Raw genomic sequence first — 21758 nt, 5'->3', positions numbered from 1 at the left:
GCCCGCGTCGAGACCCCCGCAGCCGACATACCCAGGTCGACCTGCACCTGCGGCGGTCTCGACACACGGCGACTCCGTCCCCGCGGCTCGACCACCGTGTCAGCACGATGGTCGAGCCCGCGGGGAGACCACCGTGAGCATGGATAGGTGAGAGCACCGCTCACGGTTGAACGACGACACCCGGCTTGCCCGCGTCGGCGTAGGAGCGGACGACAGAGACGTTGAGCGGGAAGTCGATGGCGAGGTCGCGGAAGAGCAGGCCCGCGGCGGTGGAGGCCGCCGCTGCGGCCTCGGCGGCGACCGCGTCGGCGAGGGCGGCCGGGGTGTGGACGACGACCTCGTCGTGGAGGAAGAAGACGAGGTGTGGGCGCTCGACGAGGGGGCCGGAGCCACCCAGGCGCCAGAGCCGGTTGCGGAGGTCGGCGATCCAACACAGCGCCCACTCGGCCCCGGTGCCCTGCACCACGAAGTTGCGGGTGAAGCGGCCGTAGGCGCGGCGGTGGCGGGCCTGGCTGTCGGGGTCGGCGGGCGGGTCGTCGGGGTCGCGGTCCCAGGCCTCGCCGAGGCCGGGAGACCCGCGCCCGAGGAGGGTGCGGACGACCTGGCCGCGCTCGCCGGCGCGCGCCGCGTCCTCGACGAGCCCGAAGGCGTCAGGGTAGCGCCGCGCGAGGCCGGCGAGCATCCGGCCGCTCTCGCCGCTCGTGGCGCCGTACATCGCCCCGAGCAGGCCGAGCTTGGCATCGTTGCGGCTGGCGACCGCGCCGTCGTCGACCATCCCCTGGTAGAGGTCGGCTCCACGCGCCGACCGAGCCAGCGCGCGGTCGCCGCTCATGCCGGCCAGCACGCGCGGCTCGAGCTGGGCGACGTCGGCGACGACGAGCACCCAGCCGTCGTCGGCCACGGCGGCGGGTCGGACCTGCACCGGGATCGACAGCGCTCCCCCGCCGTTGGACGACCAGCGACCGGTGGTCGAGCCGGCCGGCTGGTAGGACGGCCGGAAACGGCCACCGCGCACCCACTGGTCGATCCACGACCAGCCGTTGGTCGAGAACAGGTGCGCGAGCTGCTTGTAGCGCAGCAGCGGCGCGATGCCGGGGTGGTCGAGCGCGCGCAGCGAGGAGGCGCGGGTGTCGGCGACCTCGAGACCGGACCGGCGCAGCGCCGCGAGCAGCTCGGGCCGCGAGTCAGGGTTGAGGCCCGGGGCGCCGAGGGCGTCGCGCACCTCGACGACCAGCGCCTCGAGCCCCTGGGGCCGGGCGCCGCGCGGCGGTCGCGGCCCGAGCAGGTCGGCCAGCAGCCGCTCGTGCACGTCGACCCGCCACGGGATGCCGGCGTGGGTCATCTCGGCGGCGACGAGCGCGCCCGAGGACTCTGCCGCCAGCAGGAGACCCAGCCGGGGCGCCTCGGCGGACGCGGCGACGGCGGCGAGCTGCCGGGCGTCCTCGAGGTCGGCCCGCAGGTGCTCGGCCGTGTCGTCGACCGAGAAGAGCGCCGGGTGGGACGGCGTCGTCGGCCCGAGCCGGTCCCAGTGCTCCGACTGCTCGCCGTCGAGCAGGGCCCCGTCGACCTCGGGCGCCCGGCGCAGCAGGTGGTGGCCCAGGCGCAGGTCGTGGCACCGCGCGACGCGGACCCCGGCCGCCAGCAGCGGCGGGTACCAGCGCGCCGTGTCGTCCCACACCCAGCGCGGCCCGTCGGGCTCGCGCTCCGCGACGTGGGCCGGCAGGTCGCCCAGGCCCAGCTCGGTGGTGTCTCCCTCGGCGCCGTCACCACCGTCGACGACCAGCACCCGCTCACCCGGCAGGCGCGACAGCGAGACGCGGGACATGGCCCCACCCTGGCACCGACCGGGGACACCCGACCCGCCCCACGCGGACGCATCGTTTCCTGTGATCCGTACCGATGGAGGGTTCCTATTGGACCGCCCGACGGCGCCTCCCTAGCGTGAGGACGAGCCGACCAGAGGAGCCGCACGTGACCACGAGCGTCAGCGAGGACCGCGCGAGCGCGACTCCCGACCCGGAGCCGAGCGCCGCCCGTCAGGTGGAGTTCGTGCACTCGTTCCTCCAGGCGATCACGGCCAAGGGCGGTGGCAGCGCCCGCAAGGGCACCGACCCGGCGCGGACCGACCGCTTCGCGCGCACGCTCGACGACTACGGCTTCGACTACACGCTGCTGGGCTACAGCTCCGACGGCGCCGACCCGTTCTCCATCGCGTCGCGGGTGCTGGCCCGGACCGAGCGGCTCAAGACGATCGTCGCGCTGCGCCCCAACATCTGCCACCCGACCGTCGCCGCCCAGGCGCTGACGACGCTCGACCACCTCAGCGGCGGGCGCACGATCGTCCACGTCATCTCCGGCGGCAGCGACGCCGAGCAGCGGCGCCAGGGCGACTACCTGCCCAAGTCCGAGCGCTACGCGCGCTCGGCGGAGTACATCGAGATCCTGCGCCGCGTCTGGCGCGAGGACGCGCCGTTCTCCCACCACGGCGACCACTACCGCTTCGAGGAGTTCGGTCCCGGCTCGCAGCCGCTGTCCGGCGGCCCGCTGCCCATCTCGATCGGCGGCGCCTCCGACGAGGCGTTCGACGTCGGGTCGCGACTCGCCGACATCTTCACGCTCTGGGGCGAGCCGCTCAAGGAGACCGCCGAGCAGATCCACCGGGTCCGGACCCTGGCCGCCGCGGCCGGCCGCGACCCGTCGGAGATCCGGTTCTGGGTCACCTTCCGCCCGGTCGTGGCCGAGACCGACGAGCTCGCCTGGCGGAAGGCCGAGCGGCTGGTCGAGCGCTCGGCCGGCAGGCTCTGGCCGACCAACGACACCAAGCGCGAGCCCCGCACCAACGTCGGGTCGGTGCGGCTCCAGGAGATCGCCGAGCAGAGCGAGCACCACGACACCGCGCTCTGGATGCCGCGCAGCATCGCTGGCGCCGGCGGCGCCTCGTCGCTGCTCGTCGGCAGTCCCGACACGATCGCCACCGCCATCGAGGCCTACGTCCGGCTCGGCGCCGACATCGTCAGCCTCCCGAGCGCCGGCGACCTCGACGGCGCGGTCGACACAGGTCGCTACATCATCCCGCTGGTGCGCGAGCGGCTCGCCGCTGCTGCCGCTGCGGGGCGGTGAGCCACGGCGCGACGAACAGCCACCCCGCCCCGGCCGCGACCAGCAGCCGGTGCAGCGTGAGGCAGGCGGTCACCACGACCACCGAGACCACGACCGGGTAGCCGAGCGCCAGCGGCAGCGACCCCGCGGCCCACGATCCCTCGCCCACGAGGCGCGCGGACCCGAGGTGCACCAGCGCCACCAGAGGCAGGTGCAGCACGTAGACCGGCAGCGTCTGTCTCCCCAGCCCTGCGAGCACCTCGCCCCACCGCGGCACGAGCGAGACCACCGACGCGACCGCGGTCCCGGCGGCGATGCCGAGCAGCCCCAGCACCGGTCGGACGCCGAACCAGGTGCCGGCACCCAGGGCCTGCCACGCGACCGCACCGACCGCGAACGCCGCCACGGCCACCACGACGGTCCGAGCACGCGGCCGGGTCAGCCGTCCGACCACGGGTCCCAGGCGCGGCACCCGCGTCCCGAGCAGGAACCAGACGAGGTTGGTGAGCAGCCCGTAGCGGTTGCCCGGGGTCGGTACGACGCCGGCCGCCGCCACCGCGCTCAGCAGCAGCGCCGCCGCCAGGGCCCCGTGCGGCACCCGGCGCGTGCCCCGCGCCACGACGACGTACGCCGCCAGGGCCAGCAGGTACCAGAGGTTGCCGGGCGTGACCGTCAGCTGCACCAGCAGGTCGAGGGGGCCGTCGGCGACCGCGGTGTCGAAGCCCGGCGTCAGCTGCAGGACGACTGTGTGGACCAGCGTCCACAGAACGAACAGGTAGAGCACCGGCGCCACCCGGCCCGACCACACCCGCGCCCACGGCCGGTCGAGCTGGCGCGCCGCGAACAGCCCCGAGATCAGGAAGAACAAGGGCATCCGGACCGGCAGCAGCACCTCGGAGATCTGCCCCCACGCGCCGGTCACCGGCACCCCGAGGTCCCACGGCAGCTGCAGGTAGTCCTTGCGCGTGACGTGCCACAGCACGACGAGGACGATGCAGACGCCCTTGGCGACGTCGGCCCAGCGCATCCGTCCGGTCTGCGGATCAGTCATGGCTCGATGCTCGCGGGACCGCCCCGCACCGGGGATCGGCCGCAGGTGCCGCCGTCCTGGTCGCAGGTACGAGGACCCGTCCGTCTGCGATACAGTCCCCGCACTTTGTCACGTGACATGGTGCAGATCGATGTGGGAGGCAGCATGAACCGCCTGTTCAAGGGCGTCGACCCCTGGGTGTTCTGGGGCTCGGCGGTTCTCATCGCCGGCTTCGTCGGGTGGGGCCTGTTCGCACCGGAGTCGCTCGGCAGCGTCATGAAGACCGCGCTCGACTTCGTCATCGGCAACTTCGGCTGGTCGTTCATCCTGCTCGCCTTCGGCGCGCTGGCGCTGTGCGTCTTCCTCGTCATCCACCCGTGGGGCAGGACCCGCCTCGGGCCCGACGACTCGCGCCCGGAGTTCGGCACCTTCTCGTGGGTGTCGATGATGTTCGCCGCCGGCCTCGGCGCCGGGCTGCTGTTCTACGGGATCGCCGAGCCGGTGACCCACTGGAGCGCGCCGCCGCACGGCCTCGCCGAGCCGCAGAGCGAGGAGGCCGCCCTCACGGCGCTGCGCTACACCTACTTCCACTGGGGCTTCAACGGCTGGGCGATGTACGCCGTCATGGGCGGCGCCATGGCCTACTTCAGCTTCCGCAAGGGCCTGCCCACGCTGGTCAGCGCGACCCTGACCCCGATCTTCGGACCTGACGTCACGACCAAGCCGATCGGCCGCGTCGTCGACGGGCTGGCCATCGTCGCGACCCTCTTCGGCACCGCGACCGCGCTCGGCCTCAACGGCCTCCAGCTCAACAGCGGCCTCGAGTACCTCTTCGACGTGCCCAAGTCCAACACCGTCGCGGTCGTCATCATCATCGCGGTGACCGGGCTCTTCCTCGTCTCGGCGACCTCGGGTGTCGAGAAGGGCATCAACTTCCTGGCCAACCTCGGCTCCTTCGCCACGATCGGGCTGTTCCTGTTCTTCCTCGTCGTCGGCGGCTCGACCGTCGTGGTCATCTCCAACGGCATCGAGTCGATCGGCGACTACGTGCTGCAGGTCTTCCCGATGTCGCTCGAGACCGGCGTCGGCGACGAGCAGTGGATGGCCGGCTGGACGATCTTCTACTGGGCCTGGTGGGCCTCGTGGGCCCCGTTCGTCGGCATGTTCGTCGCCCGCATCTCGCGCGGCCGCACCATCCGTGAGTTCGTGATCGGCGTCGTCGCGGCCCCCACGGGCTTCGGGTTCCTGTGGTTCGCCGTCGTCGGCGGCACCGGGATCCAGCTGCAGCAGGACGGCAAGGCCGACATCCTGGGGTCGCTCGCGACCCCCGAGCTGTCGCTCTTCACCGCCCTCGACGCGCTGCCGCTGCCCGTCATCAGCTCGGCCCTCTGCGTCGTGCTCATCGCCCTGTTCTTCATCAGTGGCGCCGACGCCGCCAGCGTCGTGATGGCCACGATGGCCTCCCGCGGCTCGCTCGCCCCGTCCAAGATCGTCGTCGTCGTCCTCGGCGTCCTCATGGGTGGCATCGCCTGCGCGATGCTGCTGGTCGGCGGGCTGGTCGCCCTGCAACAGGCGGCCGTGCTGGGGTCGGTGCCGTTCGCCGTGGTGCTCGTCCTCGTCGCGTGGTCGTGGGTCAAGGCGCTCCGCGAGGAGCACCGCGAGATCGCCCAGGCCGGCAAGGACGGCAAGGACGCCGACGAGCGGCCCGAGGTCCTCGTCGCTGCCCCCGGGGGCGACGCGTGAGGCGCGCGGGCGGAGCCCTGCTCGCTCTCCTGCTCGGCTGCGGCCTGCTCGCGGCCTGCGGCGACGCCAACGACGAGCGCGACGCCTCGTCGCAGCCGCAGGGCGCCGGGCTGCGGGTCACCCTCGGCACCCAGGAGTTCCCCGAGGCGCGGATCCTCGGTGAGCTCTGGCGCCAGGCCCTGGCCGTCAACGGCTACGCCGTCGACCTCCGCAAGGGCGTCGGTCCGGCCGAGGACCTCGACCAGGCCCTCAAGGACGGCGAGATCGACGGTTACGTCGCCTACACCGGCACCGTGCTCTCGGTCGTCGCCGGCGAGGAGGTCACCGGGCTCGACCCCGACGCGACCTACGCCAAGGCCAAGGCCTTCTACGCCGGTCAGAAGATGGTGATGAGCGAGAGGACGCCGTTCGAGAACAAGGACGCCGTGGCGGTCACCGAGACCTACGCCCAGGACAACGATCTCGAGACCATCGAGGACCTCGCCGCCCAGGGCGCCGTACGGTTCGGCGCCCGTCCCGAGTTCGAGGACCTCCAGCTCGGCCTCACCGGCCTGGCCGACGTCTACGGCCTCGACGACACCACGTTCGTCCCCCTCGACCTCGGCGCGCAGTACGACGCCCTCGACGACGGCGAGGTCGACGCGGTCGACGCCTTCACCACCGACCCGCAGCTCGAGGACGGCGACTACCGCCTGCTCGACGACCCCGAGCTGCTCTTCGGGTCGCAGAACGTCGTCATGGTGGTCGGCGAGGACAAGCTCGACTCCATCGACAAGGACGCGTTCCTCACCGTCGTCGGCACCGTCAACCGCTCGCTCACCGAGGAGGCCATGGTCGCGATGAACGCCCAGGTCACCGACGGGCGTGACGAGAAGGCCGTCGCCACTGCGTTCCTGCGCAGCGTCGACCTGATGACGCCGCTCGACCTCGACTGATCCCCACCCCCACCCCCATCCCGCCCGCACGACAGGAGGCCCACCGTGGCCACAGAGCGACGCAACCCCTTCGAGGGCGTCACCGACTTCGTCACCGAGCTCGGCCGGCTCCGCACGCTCGGCGTGCACGGCACCGAGCACGGCGCCGAGGTCTCCGAGCGCACCCACGCCTCGGCGTGGGTGCCGCCGACCGACATCCTCGCCCGCGGCGACGACCTGGTGATCCGGATCGAGCTGGCCGGGGTCGACCCGTCCGAGATCGACATCGACTTCCACCACGGCTCGCTCACCGTCTCGGGCACCCGGGCCGCCGACGACCCCGACGGCGGCACCGAGTTCTACGTCCGCGAGCGGTTCTACGGCACCTTCCGCCGGGTCATCGCCCTCCCCGAGGGCACCGAGGCCGCCGACGTGACGGCCGAGTTCGACGCCGGGCTCGTCGAGATCAGCGTGCGCGGCGCCGTACGACCGCGCGCGAGCACCCGGATCGACCTGGCCGACCGCTCGCAGGCCACCGCGCGCACCGTCGACGTGGGCGGCGACCCCGCCTGACTCCCCCGCCTGGTCCGCGCGGCTGATTGACTACCGCAGGTGGACCGTCGGCACCTCGAGTACTTCCTCGCCATCGCCGAGGCCGGCAGCTTCACCCACGCCGCCCGGGTCCTGAGCATCGCCCAGCCGTCGCTGTCCTACGCGGTGCGCGGGCTCGAGAAGGAGCTCGGCGAGACGCTCTTCGAGCGTCACGGCCGCGGGGTGCGGCTGACGCCCGCCGGCCAGGCGCTCGTCGGACCGGCCCGCCGTACGCTCCGGGCCTTCGGCCGGGCCGAGGTCGCCGTCCGCGGTGCCGGTGACAGCGGGTTCGCGCTGGTCCGCGTCGTCACCAACACCGTGTGGGCCCTCGACCCGCTGGTCCGCGTGGTCGGCGAGCTCCGCCAGCTGCGGCCCCGGCTGCGCCTCGAGATCACCGACCCGGCCAGCCGCACCGTCGTCATCGAGCAGGTCCGTGCGGGCGAGGTCGACTTCGGCCTGCTCGCGGGTACGCCGCCGGGCCGGCCGCTCGCCAGCCTCGCGATGGTCGAGCTCGAGCTGGTCGCGGTGCTGCCGCCGGGCACCGGCCCGCACCACGGGCTGGTCGCCGACACCGCCGAGCTCGTGCGGCACGGCCTGATCAGCACGCCTCCGGGCACGGCCCTGCGGTCGCTGCTCGACGAGCGGCTGGAGGCCGACGGGTTCGACCGGGTGGTCGCCGTCGAGACCGCGCACGTCGCGAGCCTGGTGCCGCTCGTGCTGGCCGGCGCGGGCGCTGCGCTGCTCCCGGAGGCGATGGCCGCCGACGCCGGCGCCAAGGGCGCGCGGCTGGCCCGGCTCGACCCGCCCAGCCGGGCCGCGGTCCACCTGGTGTGGCGCGAGCACCTGCTCACCGAGGCCGGGCGGAGCCTGCTCGACGTGGCTCGCAGCATCGTCGGCGCCGCTGACCATAGAGACGATCTATAGCTGTTTCCCGGAACTGGTCTCGCTCCGGGCCCTGGAGGACTGGAGTTGTCGAACTTCTAACTCTATGGTTTCACCTGACTTAGCGTTTCGCGCTTCAACTTCAGGAGGACCGATGACCAGCACCCTCGAGCGTCCCGACCTCACGACCACCCCCACCACGCCCACCGGCGCCACCACGACCGGTGTCGAGGTGCAGCAGCTCGGTGGCCGCATCGGCGCCCGCATCGACGGCGTCCGCCTCAGCGGCGACCTCGACGACGCGACGGTCGCGACGGTCCGCGCGGCCCTCCTCCGCCACAAGGTCGTGTTCTTCCGCGACCAGCACCACCTCGACGACCAGACCCACGAGGCGTTCGCCAAGCGGATGGGTCCGCTCACGACCGCCCACCCGACGGTCAACACCGGGTCGGGCCGCGTCTTCAAGGTCACCGCCGACAAGGGCATGGCCGCCAACGCCTGGCACACCGACGTCACCTTCGTCGACCGGGTGCCGGCGATCAGCGTGCTGCGTGCCGTCGCCCTCCCGCCCTTCGGCGGCAACACGGTCTGGGCCAACGCTGCCGCGGCGTACGACGCGCTGCCGGCCTCGCTCAAGGCGCTCGTCGACGACCTGTGGGCCGTCCACACCAACAGCTACGACTACGCGCAGCGCGACGAGGAGTCGGACGAGCCCGACGCCAACTACACCCGCGCCGACTTCGCCGCCCAGGTCTTCGAGACCGAGCACCCCGTCGTGCGCGTGCACCCCGAGACCGGCGAGCGGTCGTTCGTGCTCGGCCACTTCGTCAAGAACTTCACCGGCCTCAACGCCGCCGAGTCAACCGCGATCTTCCAGCTGCTGCAGAACCGGATCACCAAGCTCGAGAACACGATCCGTTGGACCTGGCAGGCGGGCGACGTCGCGATGTGGGACAACCGCGCCACCCAGCACTACGCCGTGGCCGACTTCGGCACCGACTACCGCGAGATGCGTCGCATCACCGTCGCCGGCGACGTACCGGTGAGCATCGACGGGCGCCCCAGCCGGGTGCTGCGCGGCGACGCCACCGCCTACTCGCGCATCGACGAGCTCATCTCCTGACGCTTCCCGCGCGGCCGCGGATGCGGCGCGGGACGACGCCCACCGCCCACTCGAGCGGGCCCTGGCGCTGGAGGGCGGCGTAGACGCTGCCGACCCACAGCACGACGACGACGTGCCAGACGTAGGACGACGGCACGTCGTCGGGCCAGACCTGCTCGGTCTTCATCAGCAGGTGCACGGTGTAGAGCGTGAGCGTCATCGTGCCGGCCCCGAACAGCACCTGGACCGCGCGCTCGCCGTGGCGTGACAGGTCGGAGACCCACGCGACGAGCAGCAGGCACAGCCCGATGACGGCCGCGGCGCTGCCCGCGGTCTGCAGCAGGTCGAACGGCGTCGTCGAGTGCGGGGCGACCACGGTCAGCCAGCGCCAGCCGGAGTCGGGGCCCTCGACCGGCGTCTGGCCGTACATGCCCCCCGCCATCGCGTCGAGCTCGGCGGCCGTGAACCGGCTGCTCGTCAGCGCGTCGGACACGAGGGTCGCCGCGACCGCGACGACCGCCCCACCGGCGGCGAGCCCGGCTGCGACCCGGCGCGACTGCAGGTCGAGGCGGCCGATCGCCAGGCCCAGCAGGAGGTAGGTCAGCCACGGGACGGCCGGGTAGTAGCCGGTGAGGAGCAGCTCCGACAGCAGCCGCCCGGGGTCGCCCAGCTGGTCGGGCCGCGGGCTCTCGAACTGGCGGGCCGGCAGCTCCGGGACCACCAGCCGGCTGACGACGGGGGCCACGACCGCCCACCCGACGGCGAGCGCGAGCAGCGGCTTCCAGGTCAGGCCGAGGAACGGCAGGCCCAGCACGAACAGCACGGCGTAGTAGGTGAGGATCACCGCGATGCCGGTGCCGAGCACGCCGAGCACCAGCCCGAGGGCCGCGACCGCGACGGCCCGGACGAGCAGCGCCAGGCTGGCACGCACCCGCTCACCGCCACGCACCGGCGTACGACGGCCCGAGACGAGCGCCATCGCCACCCCGGCCAGGACGGCGAAGAGCGCCGACGCGCGCCCGCTCGCGATGACGTGCGACGTCGCCAGGTCGCCGTCGGGCGTACGGGCGGCGAGCACGTGCGTCGCCATCATGCCGAGCAGCGCCAGGCACCGCGCGACGTCGAGCCCGACGAGCCGGGCGCGACTGCTAGAAGCCGAGCCGGCGGCCACCGACGTCCCCACGCACGGCCGCACCCTTGTCCTGCGCAGCCGTCTTGAGGTCCGCCTGGAACGCGGTCATCCGGTCGCGCAGCTCGGGGTCGGAGACCGCGAGGATCCTCACGGCGAGCAGCCCGGCGTTGCGGGCGCCCCCGATGGCGACGGTCGCGACCGGCACGCCGGACGGCATCTGCACGATCGAGAGCAGGGAGTCGAGGCCGTCGAGGGTCTTGAGCGGCACGGGGACGCCGATCACCGGCAGCGGCGTGACCGCGGCCAGCATGCCCGGCAGGTGGGCCGCTCCCCCGGCGCCGGCGATGATGACCGACAGCCCCCGGCCGGCCGCGTCCTTGCCGTAGGCCAGCATCTCCTCGGGCATCCGGTGCGCCGAGACGACGTCGGCCTCGTGGGCCACGCCGAACTCCTCGAGCGCGGCGGCGGCTGCCTTCATCACCGGCCAGTCGGAGTCGGAGCCCATCACGATGCCCACGCGGGGCGTGCTCGTGTCTGTCCCTGTCATGGTGCTGTCACTCGCTCTCATTGCCGAGGTCGCCGCGGAACCACGCGGCGGCGTGCCGCGCGCGCTCGAGGCAGTCGTCGAGGTCGTCGCCGTAGGCGTTGACGTGGCCGACCTTGCGGCCCGGCCGCAGGTCCTTGCCGTAGAGGTGGACGCGCAGGTGCGGGTCGCGGGCCATGGCGTGGGGGTAACCGTCGTAGAGGCGGCCGACCTGGTCGCTGGGTCCGCCGAGGATGTTGACCATCACGGTCCACGGCTCGCGCGCTGCCGGCGAGCCGAGCGGCAGGTCGAGGACCGCGCGCAGGTGGTTCTCGAACTGCGAGGTGACCGCGCCGTCCTGGGTCCAGTGGCCGGTGTTGTGAGGCCGCATCGCCAGCTCGTTGACGAGGATGCGGCCGTCGTCGGTCTCGAACAGCTCGACCGCGAGGACGCCGGTCACGTCGAGCTCGCCGGCGATCGTGAGCGCGACCTGCTGGGCCTGGGTGGCGAGGTCGGGGTCGAGGTCGGGCGCCGGGGCGACGACCTCGCGGCAGACCCCGTCGACCTGGGTCGAGGCGACGACCGGGTAGGCCGCCGCCTGGCCGCTGGGCGAGCGGACCACGAGGGCCGACAGCTCGCGGCGGAAGTCGACGAGCTCCTCGGCCAGCAGGCGCACGCCGGTCTCGGCGGCCACGCGCAGGGGCTCGGCCACCGTCTCGAGGTCGTCGGCCGAGCGGACGAACCAGACCCCCTTGCCGTCGTAGCCGCCGCGGGTGGTCTTGAGCACGCACGGGAGCCCGAACGCCTCGACGTCGGCCCGGGTGGCGACGATCGCGTTGCGGGGGCACGGGACGCCGAGCGCGCCGAGCCGCTCACGCATGACGCCCTTGTCCTGGGCGTGGACCAGCGCGTCCGGACCGGGGCGTACGGCGACCCCGTCGGCGGCGAGGGCGCGGAGGTGGTCGGTCGGGACGTGCTCGTGGTCGAAGGTGACGACGGCGGCGCCGGCGGTCACCGCGCGCAGGTCGGCGAGGTCGGTGTGGTCGCCGACGAGCTGGTCGACGATGACCTGGGCGGCGGAGACGCCCTCGGCCTCGGCGAGGAGGCGGAGCGGGATGCCGAGCGCGGCGGCCGGCTCGGCCATCATCCGCGCGAGCTGCCCGCCCCCGACGACCGCGACGAGCGGGGCTGAGGACACGTGCCGAGGATAGTGAGGCCTCAGGACGCGCGGACCGGCGCCTCGGTCTCGAAGCGCAGGCCGCGACCGCGCAGGGTGGTGATCAGGTGCGGGCGCCGGCTGTCGTCGTTGAGCTTGCGACGGATCCAGCCGAGGTGGACGTCGATGGTCTTGGACGAGGTCCAGAAGGTCGTGTTCCACACGTCGCGCATCAGCTCCTCGCGCGAGACGACCTGTCCGGCGCGGGCGATGAGCGCGTGCAGGAGGTCGAACTCCTTGCGCGAGAACGCGACCTCGTCCCCGTCGACCCACACCCGCCGGTCGACGGGATCGACGCGGATCCCCTGCACCTCGTGCACAGCCACAACGTAGGAAGGCAGCTCGCCACGCACACCCGTATGGGGGAATTCGATGCGGTGCTCTAGACCGGTTTGTGAGAAAGCTGCTCAGTGCCGGCGTACGGCGACCGGCTCGACCAGCCCGAAACCGCGTACCGGGCGCTCGGGGAGCAGCCGGGTCTCGAACTGGTCCTCGGGCAGCAGGGCCGCGGTCGCGGCGTCGATGATGATCCGGTTGCGGCGGGCGACGGCGGTGAGCCGGGCGGCCAGGTTGACCGGCGGACCGAAGACGTCGCCGAGCCGCATGACGACCGACCCGCTGGCCAGGCCGACGCGCACGTCGGGCATCCGGCTGTCGCGGCCGATGACCGTGATGATCCCCTCGGCGGTGTCGAACGCGCGGATCGGGTCGTCGTTGACGAAGAGGATCGAGTCGCCGATGCTCTTGATGACCCGGCCGCGCTGCGCGGCGACGACGTCGGCGCACCGCGACTCGAAGAGCTCGACCAGGTCACCGATCCGGTCGCGGGAGATCTCGTTGCTCAGCGCCGTGAAGCTCACGATGTCGGCGAACCCGACCGTCAGCTGGGTCGTGTGCAGGTCGTCGGCCTCACCGAGCGCGACGATTCGCGACACCGCGGCCGCGAGGTGGCGACGCCAGGCATAGACCATCATCGTCTCGAAGCCGTCGCTCAGGTCGTCGAGCATCCGCATCGCCGTGGCGGTGCGGTCACCGGGTCCGCCGGAGCCGTCCTCGGCCGCCTCGGCCTGCAGCTCCTCGACGCGGTGGACGAGCGCCGCGACCTCCCAGTCGGCGAGGCGCGCCATCGTCTGCCCGAGGGCCCGGGTGATGGTGATCGCCAGGTCGAAGTCGAGCAGCCCGCCCTTGATGGCCTCGACCAGGGTCCGGATCGCCTCGACGTCGGAGGCCGTGTAGACCGCGGCCCCCTCGGCCTCGGGGAACCCTAGCGCGCGCCACAGCCGCCGGGCCTCCCCCAGCGTGATCCCGGCCTCGCGCGCGACCTGGGAGGCGGAGTAGGACGGCGTCTCGCGCAGGATCGCCTCGACGATCCCGCCCGGGTCGGCCCACGCCTTCTCGCCCGTGGGGTCGGTCTCGCCGTCGATCAGTGCCCCTCAGCCGTCCGGGTCTCGCCGCCGTGCAGGCGGTGGAGCAGGTCGTTGAGGTCGCGCTGCGTCTCCTCGACCCGCGGGATGTCGTAGATCAGGACCTGGCCGTTGGTGCTGGCGTCGCTGATCACCAGCGTCCCGCAGCCGAGCATCCGGTCGATGATGTCGCGCTCGTAGGCCACGTCGCTGATGCGACCCAGCGGGATGTCGTGCCCGCGACGCGTCAGGATGCCGTGGCGCGTGATCAGGCGCCGGTTGGTGATCGTGTAGGACGCCAGCAGCCAGTCGAGGAACGGCCACACCACCCGCCACAGCACCAGCACCGCGATGACGGCCCAGATCACCAGCTGCAGGATGCGCTCGGTGTCGGCGTCGTCGAGGTCGATGAACACCTGCGCCACCACGCCCACCGCCAGCAGCACGACGAGGGTCAGCAGCGGCAGCAGCAGCGCCTTGGCGTGCGTCCGGGTGCTGACGAGGATTTCTTCGCCCGGGTTGAGCAGCTTCTGGGAGATGACCACGGCGGGATCATCCCACCTCCGGGTGCTCGGTGCGACGGGTTGGGTGGGTCTTGCGTGTCGGGCTTGGGTGGGTTGCGTGTCGGGGGTCGGGTGGTGGGTGGCTGGGTCCTTGTCCACCTGGGGTCATTCGTGGTCGGGCTGTCCGCGCGCTTAGCATCCCGGGCCTCCCTGTCAAGGACGCTTCGCGCCGCTGCGCGGTCGCTTCGCGATCCTTGACAGCGAGCCTCTCCCGGGATGCTTGAGGGCGCAGACAAGGGCGGGCTCCGCCGCGCCCTCGTCCGGCGCGGACAGCCCTCCTGTGTCCCCTAGTCACGCTTCCCTGACGTTTCTCCCGGTTCTCGTACGAAGCTTCGGCTTAAAACCGGGATTTTCGTCGTAGAACTTCACCTCGCGAGCTTGCCGGCCCGGGCCGGCGGTGCGTACGCCACCGAACCAGTCCCTCAGATCGCCCAGAACGGTGGCTCACTGACCGCCCACCCGAGCCGGCCCGGCCGGCGGTGAGCACACCACCGAACCGGCACCTCGGATCGCCCGGAACGGTGGCTCACGCACCGCCGGGTCGGGCTACGCGCGCGGCCACCCGACCCGGCCCTCGTGCGACCACACGGAACAGACGTGGCTTCGAGGCTCGCTGCGCTCGCACCACAGCCGACGTAGGAAAAGCACAACGACCGCCGACCCACAGGTCGGCGGCCGTGGCTGTCCGGGTGTCGCTGCGTCAGGCGCAGTCGACGCAGATCATCTTCTTCTCGTCCGCAAGCTGGCTGCGGTGGTGCACGAGGAAGCAGCTCATGCAGGTGAACTCGTCCTCCTGCTTGGGCTTGACCTCGACCGCGAGCTCCTCGTGCGACAGGTCGGCGCCGGGGAGCTCGAAGGCCTCGGCGGCCTCCGTCTCGTCCTCGTCGACCTTGCCGGAGTTCTTGTCGTGCCGTCGCGCCTTGAGCTCTTCGATGCTCTCCTCGGACTGGTCTTCCTCGTTCTTGCGCGGTGCGTCGTAATCAGTCGCCATCGCGTCGCTCACTCCCCTCCACGTTCAGTGTCCCTGGATGCCGTTGCCCCCGGTCCCGGCGGGCAGATCATGCACCATCAATCCAAATGGCGGAACACCGGTCCAGGAAGCGTGGACGGAACGGTGCGGACCGCCGCGCTATTCCGCCCAGAACCCCGCCTCGAGGGTGGCCTGCCGCATGTCGTCGAAGCCGTGTGCCGGAGCACACAGCAGGAGGGTCAGGCCGCCCGCTCCGGGGCCGGTCTCGGTGCGGGCGCCGGCCGCCCGGGCGATGAGTCCGCCGGCCGCGTGGTCCCACAGGTTGACGCCCTCCTCGACGTAGGCGTCGAGCCTCCCCTCGGCCACGTGGCACAGGTCGAGGGCGCAGGAGCCGAGGCGCCGGATGTCGCGGATGCGGGGCAGCAGGACCCCGACGGCCGCGGCCTGGACGACCTTGACCTCGGTCACGTAGGAGAAGCCGGTCGCGACCAGTCGCCGGTCGAGGGGGCGGGGCTCGCCGACCCGGATCGGTACGTCGTCGCGCAGGGCCACGGTCGCTGCGTCGGCGCCGGGGCGGGCGACGTAGAAGACGTCCTTGGCCACGTCGACCACCACGCCCGCGACGACGACGCCGTCGACCTCGGCGGCCAGCGAGACGGCGTACTGCGGGATGCCGTAGAGGAAGTTGACGGTCCCGTCGATCGGGTCGACGATCCAGCGCACGCCGGAGGTGCCGACGACGTCGTCGCCCTCCTCGCCGAGGATCGCGTCGTCGGGGCGCCGGGCCAGGATGCGGTCGCGCACGAGGGCCTCGGTGGCGCGGTCGGCCTCGGTGACGACGTCGATCGCGCTGGTCTTGGTGTCGGCGACGGTGACCGTGCCGAGCCGGCGCTCCCGGACCAGGGCGGCCGCCTCGCGGGCGACCTCGATGGCGAGGTCGGCGAGCTCGGAGGCCAGCCCGGGAGCGTCGCTGCTCACTCCGGTACGCCGGTCAGCGCGGGCCGCGGCGCGCGCGGGTTGGGGCAGCACCCGACCGGGCATCGGTCCCAGCACGCCCCGAACGCACCTTCGGCGGCCCTGGCCACGTCCTCGCCCCGCTCGACCGCAGCCCGCTCGAGGAGCAGGTCGCGCACGACCGCGACGAACCGCGGGTCGTCGCCGGGGGTGGCCGCCCGGCGGAACGGCAGGCCAAGTCGCTCGGCGGTCTCCTGGGCCTCGGTGTCGAGGTCGTAGATGACCTCCATGTGGTCGGAGACGAACCCGACCGGGACCACGGCCACGCCGGGCACGCCGGCGGCGGACAGCGCCTCGAGGTGGTCGTTGACGTCGGGCTCGAGCCACGGCGTCTGCGGCGAGCCCGAGCGCGAGCAGTAGACGAGGTCGTGGCCGTGACGGCGGCCGGTCTGCGCGGCGACGGCGTCGACGACGACCTGGGCGACGTCGAGGTGCTGGGTCACGTAGGTGCCCTCGCGGTCCGGGGGTCCGCTGCTGTCGTTCATCGCGGTGGGGATGGAGTGGGTGACGAACACGATGCGTGCGTCCTCGGGCAGCTCGGCCAGGGCCGCGACCGTCGCGTCGACGACCGGCGCCACGAAGCCGGGGTGGTTGAAGTAGTGGCGCAGCTTGTCGAGCCGCGGCGCCCCGTCGAGCCCCTCGACGGCGTCGAAGAGGTTCTCGCGGTACTGCCGGCAGCTCGACCACGACGAGTAGGCGCTCGTGACGAAGCAGGCCGCACGCTCGATCCCGTCGGCCGCCATCTGCTCGAGGGTGCCGCGCAGGTAGGGGTCCCAGTTGCGGTTGCCCCAGTAGACGGGCAGGTCGATGCCGTGCTCGTCGAGGTCGGCGCGCAGCGCGTCCAGGAACGACCGGTTCTGGTCGTTGATCGGCGAGCGGCCGCCGAACAGGTAGTAGTGCTGGCCGACCTCCTCGAGCCGCTCGCGCGGGATCCCGCGGCCGCGTGTGACGTTCTCGAGGAACGGCACGACGTCGTCGGGCCCCTCGGGTCCGCCGAAGGAGACGAGGAGCAGGGCGTCGTACGGCGAGGCGTCGGGCACCCGGTCATCGTAGGAGGGCGTCGCCCTCCGGAGGGGTGACGGGTGCGTCGGCGCGGGCCCGGCCGAGGGCGGCGGCGAGGTCGTCGAGGCCGTAGGGCTTGGCGACCACGTCGTCGGCCAGGTCGCCGAGGCCCCCGTCGGGACCGACGCTGCCGCTGATCGCGACGATCCGCGGGCCCACCGGTCGCAGCCCACGGATCCGGCGGGCCGCCTCGAGCCCGTCGAGGCCGGGCATGTGGCGGTCGAGCAGCACCACGTCGTAGGCCGTCGCCTCGGCGGCCGCCACGGCCGCGGCCCCGTCGTCGACCGCGTCGGCGTGGTGCCCGAGCCGCTCGAGCATGTGCTCCAGCAGCTCGCGGCTCATCGGGTCGTCCTCGGCGACGAGCACCCGCAGGGCGGGCACCTCCCCGACCGGCTCGACCGGCTCGACGCCAGCGCCGCCGTCGACGGCCTCCGACGCCGCCGGCAGCGGCACCGTGAACAGGAACGTCGTGCCCTCGCCGAGGGTGCTGTGGAGGGTCAGCGTGCCGCCCATCGCCTCGACGAGCCTGCGGGCGATGGTGAGCCCGAGGCCGGTGCCGCCGTGGGTACGGGTGGTCGACGGCTCCGCCTGGACGTAGGGGTCGAAGAGCTCGGCGATCCGCTCGGGCGCGATCCCGACCCCGGTGTCGGCGACCTCGAAGGCGACCAGGCCCGCCCCGTCAACAGCACCGGTCACCGGCGCCGCGGTCACCACCACCCGGCCGCCGGCCGGCGTGAACTTCACGGCGTTGCCCACCAGGTTCAGCAGCACCTGCCGCAGCCGGGCCACGTCGCCGACGACGAGGTGGGGGGCGTCCTGCTCGGCCGTGAGGGCGACGTCGCGACGCTGCGCCTCGGTGCCGACCAGGTCGAGCACCGTGGTGACGCACTGGTCGAGGTCGAACGGCGCGTGCTCGAGCACCACCCGCCCGGCCTCGGCCTTGGACAGGTCGAGGATCTCGTTGACGACGTGGAGCAGGTGCTGGCCGCTGTCGCGGATCATGCCGGCGTACGACGCCTGCAGCGGGTCGAGCCGGGTGTCCAGGAGCACGCTGTTGGCGCCGAGCACGGCGTTGAGCGGCGTGCGGATCTCGTGGGACATCGTCGCCAGGAAGGTCGACTTCGCGAGCGTCGCCGCCTCCGCCTCCTCGCGGGCCTCCTGCAGCACCGTCGCCTGCTGGTCGAGGAGGACGGCCAGGCGTCGCCAGCGCTCGGTCCCGTGCGCGAGGAGCACGACGGCGCCGATCAGCAGCATCCCGAGCAGCCCGACCAGCCACGGCACCAGTGACGACCCGGTCGGCACGAAGCCGTCGGGCGCGACGTAGCGGACCTTCCAGGTCCGGCCCGGCACCTGGACCGTGCGGACCGCGGTGAACGCCGCGTCCTCGTCGGGCAGCGGCAGGGGCGCGTCGGTGGCGTCGACGCCGGCCGTCGAGTGGAGCAGCAGCGCGTCGGGCCCGGGGCGGTCCCGGATCTCGAAGTGCAGGTCGGTGGCGCGGGCGACCTCGACTCCCTTCGTGAAGTTCTCCATGAGGAACGCGGCGGTCACCCAGCCGCGCAGCTTGTCCCTGACGACGACGGGGACGAAGACGATGAACCCGGCCTCGTCGCTGGTGCTGCCCGAGAGCCGGAGCCGCGGGCTGGCGACCGCCTGACCGGTGGACACCGCCTTGGTCATGGCGGCGCGCCGCTCCGGCTCCATCATCATGTCGACGCCGAGGACCGAGCGGTTGGCCGGGACGTCGGGCGCGACGAAGAGGATCGGCGCGTGGACACCGGGGGTGCCGCTCGCCCCGACCGGGCTGCGCACCGTGTAGGGCCGGCCGCCGTCGGCGGTGACGGGCGTGGTGCGCCGGACCTCGGCCTCGAAGCGTACGAGGTTGCGGGGGGCGACGGCCTTGGCGTAGGTCAGCGACTTGAAGCCGGGGTAGCGCTCGTCGAGCCGCAGGGTCTCGACGTAGCGGACCCAGTCGGCCCGGGTCACGTCGCCCGAGGCCTCGAACAGTCCGAGCCCGCCGCGCAGGACCTGCTCGTAGGCCGTCATCCGCTCGGTCAGGGCGGCGTCGAGCCGGTCGGCCTGGTTGTCGAAGCGGGTCTGCTGCTCGGCGTGCACGGCCCGCGAGCTCAGCACGCACCCGAGCGCCGTCGCCACCAGGAGCAGCGTCACGAGCACGACGACCCCACGACGGGCCCGGCGTGCCCGGCGCGCCGACCCCATGTCGTACGACGTCATCGTGTCTCGTCACTCGGTGGCCGCCGGGTGTTCCAGCGGGTTCGTGGCTGCCGGCCGCACCCCGAGAGGGGCGGCACGCGCGTCCGTTCGTGCCCGAAGACTACGTGGATATGCTCCGCGGGAGATGCTGAACACGTACCGCCAGATCCTGGCCCGACCCGGCACCGCGCTGTTCTCCGCCACGGGGCTCGTCGCGCGGCTGCCGATCGCGATGGTCGGCCTCGGGATCGTGCTGCTCGTCGAGGCCGAGTCCGGGTCCTACGGCCTGGCGGGCTCGGTCTCCGGCGTGAGCCTGCTGGCCAACGCGGCGTTCGCGGTGCTCCAGGCGCGGTGGATCGACCGGTTCGGCCAGTCCCGCGTGCTGCCGGTGGCCATCGTCGTGTGGGGCGTCGCGCTGGCCGCGCTGATGTGGTCGGTGGAGTCCGGGTGGCCGCTCGCGGCGACGTACGCCTTGGCCGCGGTGACCGGCGCGGCCCTGCCCGGCGTCGGCGCGTGCGTGCGGTCGCGGTGGGCGCACGTGCTGCCCGGCGACGCCGACCGGCAGACCGCGTTCGCGCTGGAGGCGGTGGCCGACGAGGCCGTGTTCATCACCGGCCCGATCCTCGTGACCGTGCTCGCGACCGCCGTGCACCCCGTGGCCGGTCTCACGACCGCCCTCACCGTCGGTGTGGCCGGCACCCTCGCCTTCAGCGCCCAGCGCACCACCGAGCCGCCGCCGCACCCGCCGCTCGCCCACCGCAGCGACCGCGCCCGGATGCCGTGGGCGACGGTGCTGCCGCTGACGGTCGCCTCGCTCGCCCTCGGCACGCTCTTCGGCGCCGCCGAGGTGACGACGGTGGCCTTCACCGAGGAGCGCGGCAACAAGGCGATCGCGGGCTTCCTGCTCGCCCTGTGGGCCGCCGGGAGCCTCATCGCCGGCGGTCTCACCGGTGCGGTCCGCTGGCGTCGTCCGGTCCTGTCGCGGCTGCGCCTGGGCGCCGCCGCGATGACCCTGACCATGGTGCCGCTCGCGCTGATCGACACGCTGTGGCTGATGGGCGCGGTGCTCTTCGTCGCCGGCTTCTCGATCGCCCCGACGCTGATCGCCACCATGTCGATGGCCGAGCAGAACGTGCCGCCCTCGCGGCTGACCGAGGGCATGGCCCTCGTCCACACCGGCATCGTCGCCGGCGTCGCACCGGGGGCGGCGCTGGCCGGCGTGGTCATCGACGCCGCCGGGGCGTCGCCGGCCTACCTGGTGTCCGTCGGCGGTGGGCTGCTCGCGCTCGCGGCCGCGCTCCTAGTGCGCCCGGCGGTCGTCGACCGCGAGGCTCCCAACCTTTCGCGGGCCTGACCGCGTCTGGGTGGTCATGGACGTGCGTGAACGTCGCCGGAGAGCTCACGCTGCCGGTCGGCACGGACCAGCGGGTCGTGGCGGCCCGACCCACGGGGTGAGCGAGGCGCGACGCCAGCCCCCGATGATGGGCCGGTGCCCGAGCTTCCCGAGGTCGAGACCGCCCGCGCCGCGATCGAGCGGGCGGCCCTGCACCGCACCATCGCCGACGTCGACGACCGCGACACCTACGTCTGCCGTCCGCACTCCCCCGGTGAGCTCCGCGAGGCGCTGGTCGGCCGCCAGCTCACGTCGGCGCACCGCCGGGGCAAGACGATGTGGGTCGAGACCTCGCGGTCGGGGCCGGTGCTCGGCCTGCACCTCGGCATGGCCGGTCGCATCATCGTGGTCGACGCCGACGGCGACACCGTCGAGGGCGGCGACCCGGTCCGCCGCGGCGGGGGCGAGCTCAAGCCCGAGTGGGACCGCTTCCGGATCACCTTCGAGAGCGGCGCGGTGCTGCGGCTCTTCGACAAGCGACGACTGTCCCGGGCTGTGCTCGACCCCGACCTGGACCGGCTCGGACCCGACGCCGCCGACGTACCCCTGGCGGAGTTCCGCGACCGGCTGACGCGCGGTACGGCGCCCGTCAAGGCCCGGCTGCTCGACCAGTCGGTGCTCGCCGGCGTCGGCAACCTGCTGGCCGACCAGACCCTGTGGCAGGCGCGGCTCGACCCGCGGCGTCGCGTCGACACCCTCGGCGCCGACGAGGTCGGGGCGCTGCACCGGGCGTTGCGCGCCGCCACCCGGTCCGCGATCAGGAAGGGCGGGGTGCACACCGGTGAGGTGATCGCCCACCGGCGGCACGGCGAGCACTGCCCGCGCTGCGGCGCCGACATGAGTCGTGGCATCGTCGGCGGCCGGACGACGTGGTGGTGCTCGATCGAGCAGGTCTGAGAAAGTCGGACGA

20 protein-coding genes are annotated in these 21758 nt (G+C 73.1%); 8 read left to right on the top strand and 12 right to left on the bottom strand.

Features of this window, described 5'->3' with window-relative positions:
- Nucleotides 1-160 precede the first annotated feature (160 nt).
- A complete protein-coding gene (locus Q7T52_RS18845) occupies nt 161-1825 on the bottom strand; it encodes a bifunctional 3'-5' exonuclease/DNA polymerase (RefSeq protein WP_304805086.1) in 1665 nt (554 codons plus the stop codon).
- A 146-nt stretch (nt 1826-1971) separates the two neighbouring features.
- Here Q7T52_RS18845 and Q7T52_RS18840 point away from each other — a divergent pair, with 146 nt between their 5' ends.
- Nucleotides 1972-3120, top strand: a complete 1149-nt coding sequence (locus Q7T52_RS18840) for an LLM class flavin-dependent oxidoreductase (protein WP_304805085.1) — start codon at nt 1972-1974, stop codon at nt 3118-3120.
- Here Q7T52_RS18840 and Q7T52_RS18835 read toward each other — a convergent pair.
- Entirely contained in the window at nt 3068-4150 is a 1083-nt protein-coding gene (locus Q7T52_RS18835; protein ID WP_304805084.1) for an acyltransferase family protein, read from the bottom strand. The two genes, Q7T52_RS18840 and Q7T52_RS18835, sit on opposite strands and share 53 nt — an antisense overlap.
- A 144-nt stretch (nt 4151-4294) precedes the next feature.
- On the opposite strand from Q7T52_RS18835, the gene Q7T52_RS18830 reads away from it, so the two are divergent.
- From Q7T52_RS18830 to Q7T52_RS18810, 5 genes are all read left to right on the top strand, one after another.
- On the top strand, nt 4295-5872 hold the full coding sequence (locus tag Q7T52_RS18830) for a BCCT family transporter (RefSeq protein ID WP_304805083.1): 1578 nt from the start codon (nt 4295-4297) through the stop codon (nt 5870-5872).
- Nucleotides 5869-6807, top strand: a complete 939-nt coding sequence (locus Q7T52_RS18825) for a glycine betaine ABC transporter substrate-binding protein (RefSeq protein WP_304805082.1) — start codon at nt 5869-5871, stop codon at nt 6805-6807. The genes Q7T52_RS18830 and Q7T52_RS18825 overlap by 4 nt, the downstream gene beginning before the upstream one ends.
- A gap of 45 nt (nt 6808-6852) precedes the next feature.
- Nucleotides 6853-7359: an Hsp20/alpha crystallin family protein gene (locus Q7T52_RS18820; RefSeq protein WP_304805081.1), complete on the top strand. Its 507-nt coding sequence runs from the start codon at nt 6853-6855 to the stop codon at nt 7357-7359.
- Nucleotides 7360-7398: 39 nt separating this feature from the next.
- Nucleotides 7399-8301 (top strand): LysR family transcriptional regulator, encoded by a 903-nt coding sequence (locus Q7T52_RS18815; protein WP_304805080.1) that lies wholly within the window; start codon nt 7399-7401, stop codon nt 8299-8301.
- A 112-nt stretch (nt 8302-8413) separates the two neighbouring features.
- A complete protein-coding gene (locus Q7T52_RS18810; RefSeq protein WP_304805079.1) occupies nt 8414-9382 on the top strand; it encodes a TauD/TfdA family dioxygenase in 969 nt (322 codons plus the stop codon).
- On the opposite strand, the gene Q7T52_RS18805 is transcribed toward Q7T52_RS18810, so the two are convergent.
- The 10 genes from Q7T52_RS18805 to Q7T52_RS18760 all read right to left on the bottom strand — a co-directional run bounded on the left by Q7T52_RS18805 (nt 9372) and on the right by Q7T52_RS18760 (nt 19476).
- Nucleotides 9372-10544 carry a heparan-alpha-glucosaminide N-acetyltransferase domain-containing protein gene (locus Q7T52_RS18805; RefSeq protein WP_304805078.1) on the bottom strand — a complete coding sequence of 391 codons (1173 nt, stop codon included), beginning with the start codon at nt 10542-10544 and terminating at the stop codon, nt 9372-9374. The two genes, Q7T52_RS18810 and Q7T52_RS18805, sit on opposite strands and share 11 nt — an antisense overlap.
- Nucleotides 10510-11061: a 5-(carboxyamino)imidazole ribonucleotide mutase gene (purE, locus tag Q7T52_RS18800; protein ID WP_370692342.1), complete on the bottom strand. Its 552-nt coding sequence runs from the start codon at nt 11059-11061 to the stop codon at nt 10510-10512. The genes Q7T52_RS18805 and purE overlap by 35 nt, the downstream gene beginning before the upstream one ends.
- Nucleotides 11048-12163 carry a 5-(carboxyamino)imidazole ribonucleotide synthase gene (locus Q7T52_RS18795; protein ID WP_370692343.1) on the bottom strand — a complete coding sequence of 372 codons (1116 nt, stop codon included), beginning with the start codon at nt 12161-12163 and terminating at the stop codon, nt 11048-11050. Before Q7T52_RS18795 ends, purE begins: the two co-directional genes overlap by 14 nt.
- Nucleotides 12164-12234: 71 nt before the next feature.
- Complete coding sequence (locus Q7T52_RS18790) at nt 12235-12552, bottom strand: winged helix-turn-helix domain-containing protein (RefSeq protein WP_304805075.1); 318 nt, start codon at nt 12550-12552, stop codon at nt 12235-12237.
- 87 nt (nt 12553-12639) lie between these two features.
- The gene (locus Q7T52_RS18785) at nt 12640-13359 is read right to left on the bottom strand and encodes an adenylate/guanylate cyclase domain-containing protein (protein ID WP_304805074.1); all 720 of its coding nucleotides are present in this window, start codon (nt 13357-13359) and stop codon (nt 12640-12642) included.
- Nucleotides 13360-13655: 296 nt separating this feature from the next.
- Complete coding sequence (locus Q7T52_RS18780; protein WP_304805073.1) at nt 13656-14180, bottom strand: PH domain-containing protein; 525 nt, start codon at nt 14178-14180, stop codon at nt 13656-13658.
- Nucleotides 14181-14898: 718 nt separating this feature from the next.
- Nucleotides 14899-15189, bottom strand: a complete 291-nt coding sequence (locus Q7T52_RS18775; RefSeq protein ID WP_304805100.1) for a DUF4193 domain-containing protein — start codon at nt 15187-15189, stop codon at nt 14899-14901.
- 138 nt (nt 15190-15327) lie between these two features.
- On the bottom strand, nt 15328-16146 hold the full coding sequence (locus Q7T52_RS18770) for an inositol monophosphatase family protein (protein WP_304805072.1): 819 nt from the start codon (nt 16144-16146) through the stop codon (nt 15328-15330).
- Entirely contained in the window at nt 16143-17222 is a 1080-nt protein-coding gene (locus Q7T52_RS18765) for a ferrochelatase (protein ID WP_304805071.1), read from the bottom strand. The genes Q7T52_RS18770 and Q7T52_RS18765 overlap by 4 nt, the downstream gene beginning before the upstream one ends.
- 4 nt (nt 17223-17226) lie before the next feature.
- Nucleotides 17227-19476 carry a CHASE domain-containing protein gene (locus Q7T52_RS18760; protein ID WP_304805070.1) on the bottom strand — a complete coding sequence of 750 codons (2250 nt, stop codon included), beginning with the start codon at nt 19474-19476 and terminating at the stop codon, nt 17227-17229.
- A gap of 124 nt (nt 19477-19600) precedes the next feature.
- Here Q7T52_RS18760 and Q7T52_RS18755 point away from each other — a divergent pair, with 124 nt between their 5' ends.
- Together Q7T52_RS18755 and Q7T52_RS18750 are read left to right on the top strand one after the other, a co-directional pair.
- Nucleotides 19601-20809 (top strand): MFS transporter, encoded by a 1209-nt coding sequence (locus tag Q7T52_RS18755; RefSeq protein ID WP_304805069.1) that lies wholly within the window; start codon nt 19601-19603, stop codon nt 20807-20809.
- 135 nt (nt 20810-20944) lie between these two features.
- Nucleotides 20945-21745, top strand: a complete 801-nt coding sequence (locus Q7T52_RS18750; protein ID WP_304805068.1) for an Fpg/Nei family DNA glycosylase — start codon at nt 20945-20947, stop codon at nt 21743-21745.
- The last annotated feature ends 13 nt before the right edge of the window (nt 21746-21758 follow it).

It is taken from the genome of Nocardioides sp. (assembly GCF_030655615.1).
Taxonomy (GTDB): Bacteria; Actinomycetota; Actinomycetes; order Propionibacteriales; family Nocardioidaceae; genus Nocardioides.
Note: the sequence above shows the minus strand (reverse complement) of the source record. Positions and strands in the feature narration are given on the sequence as shown.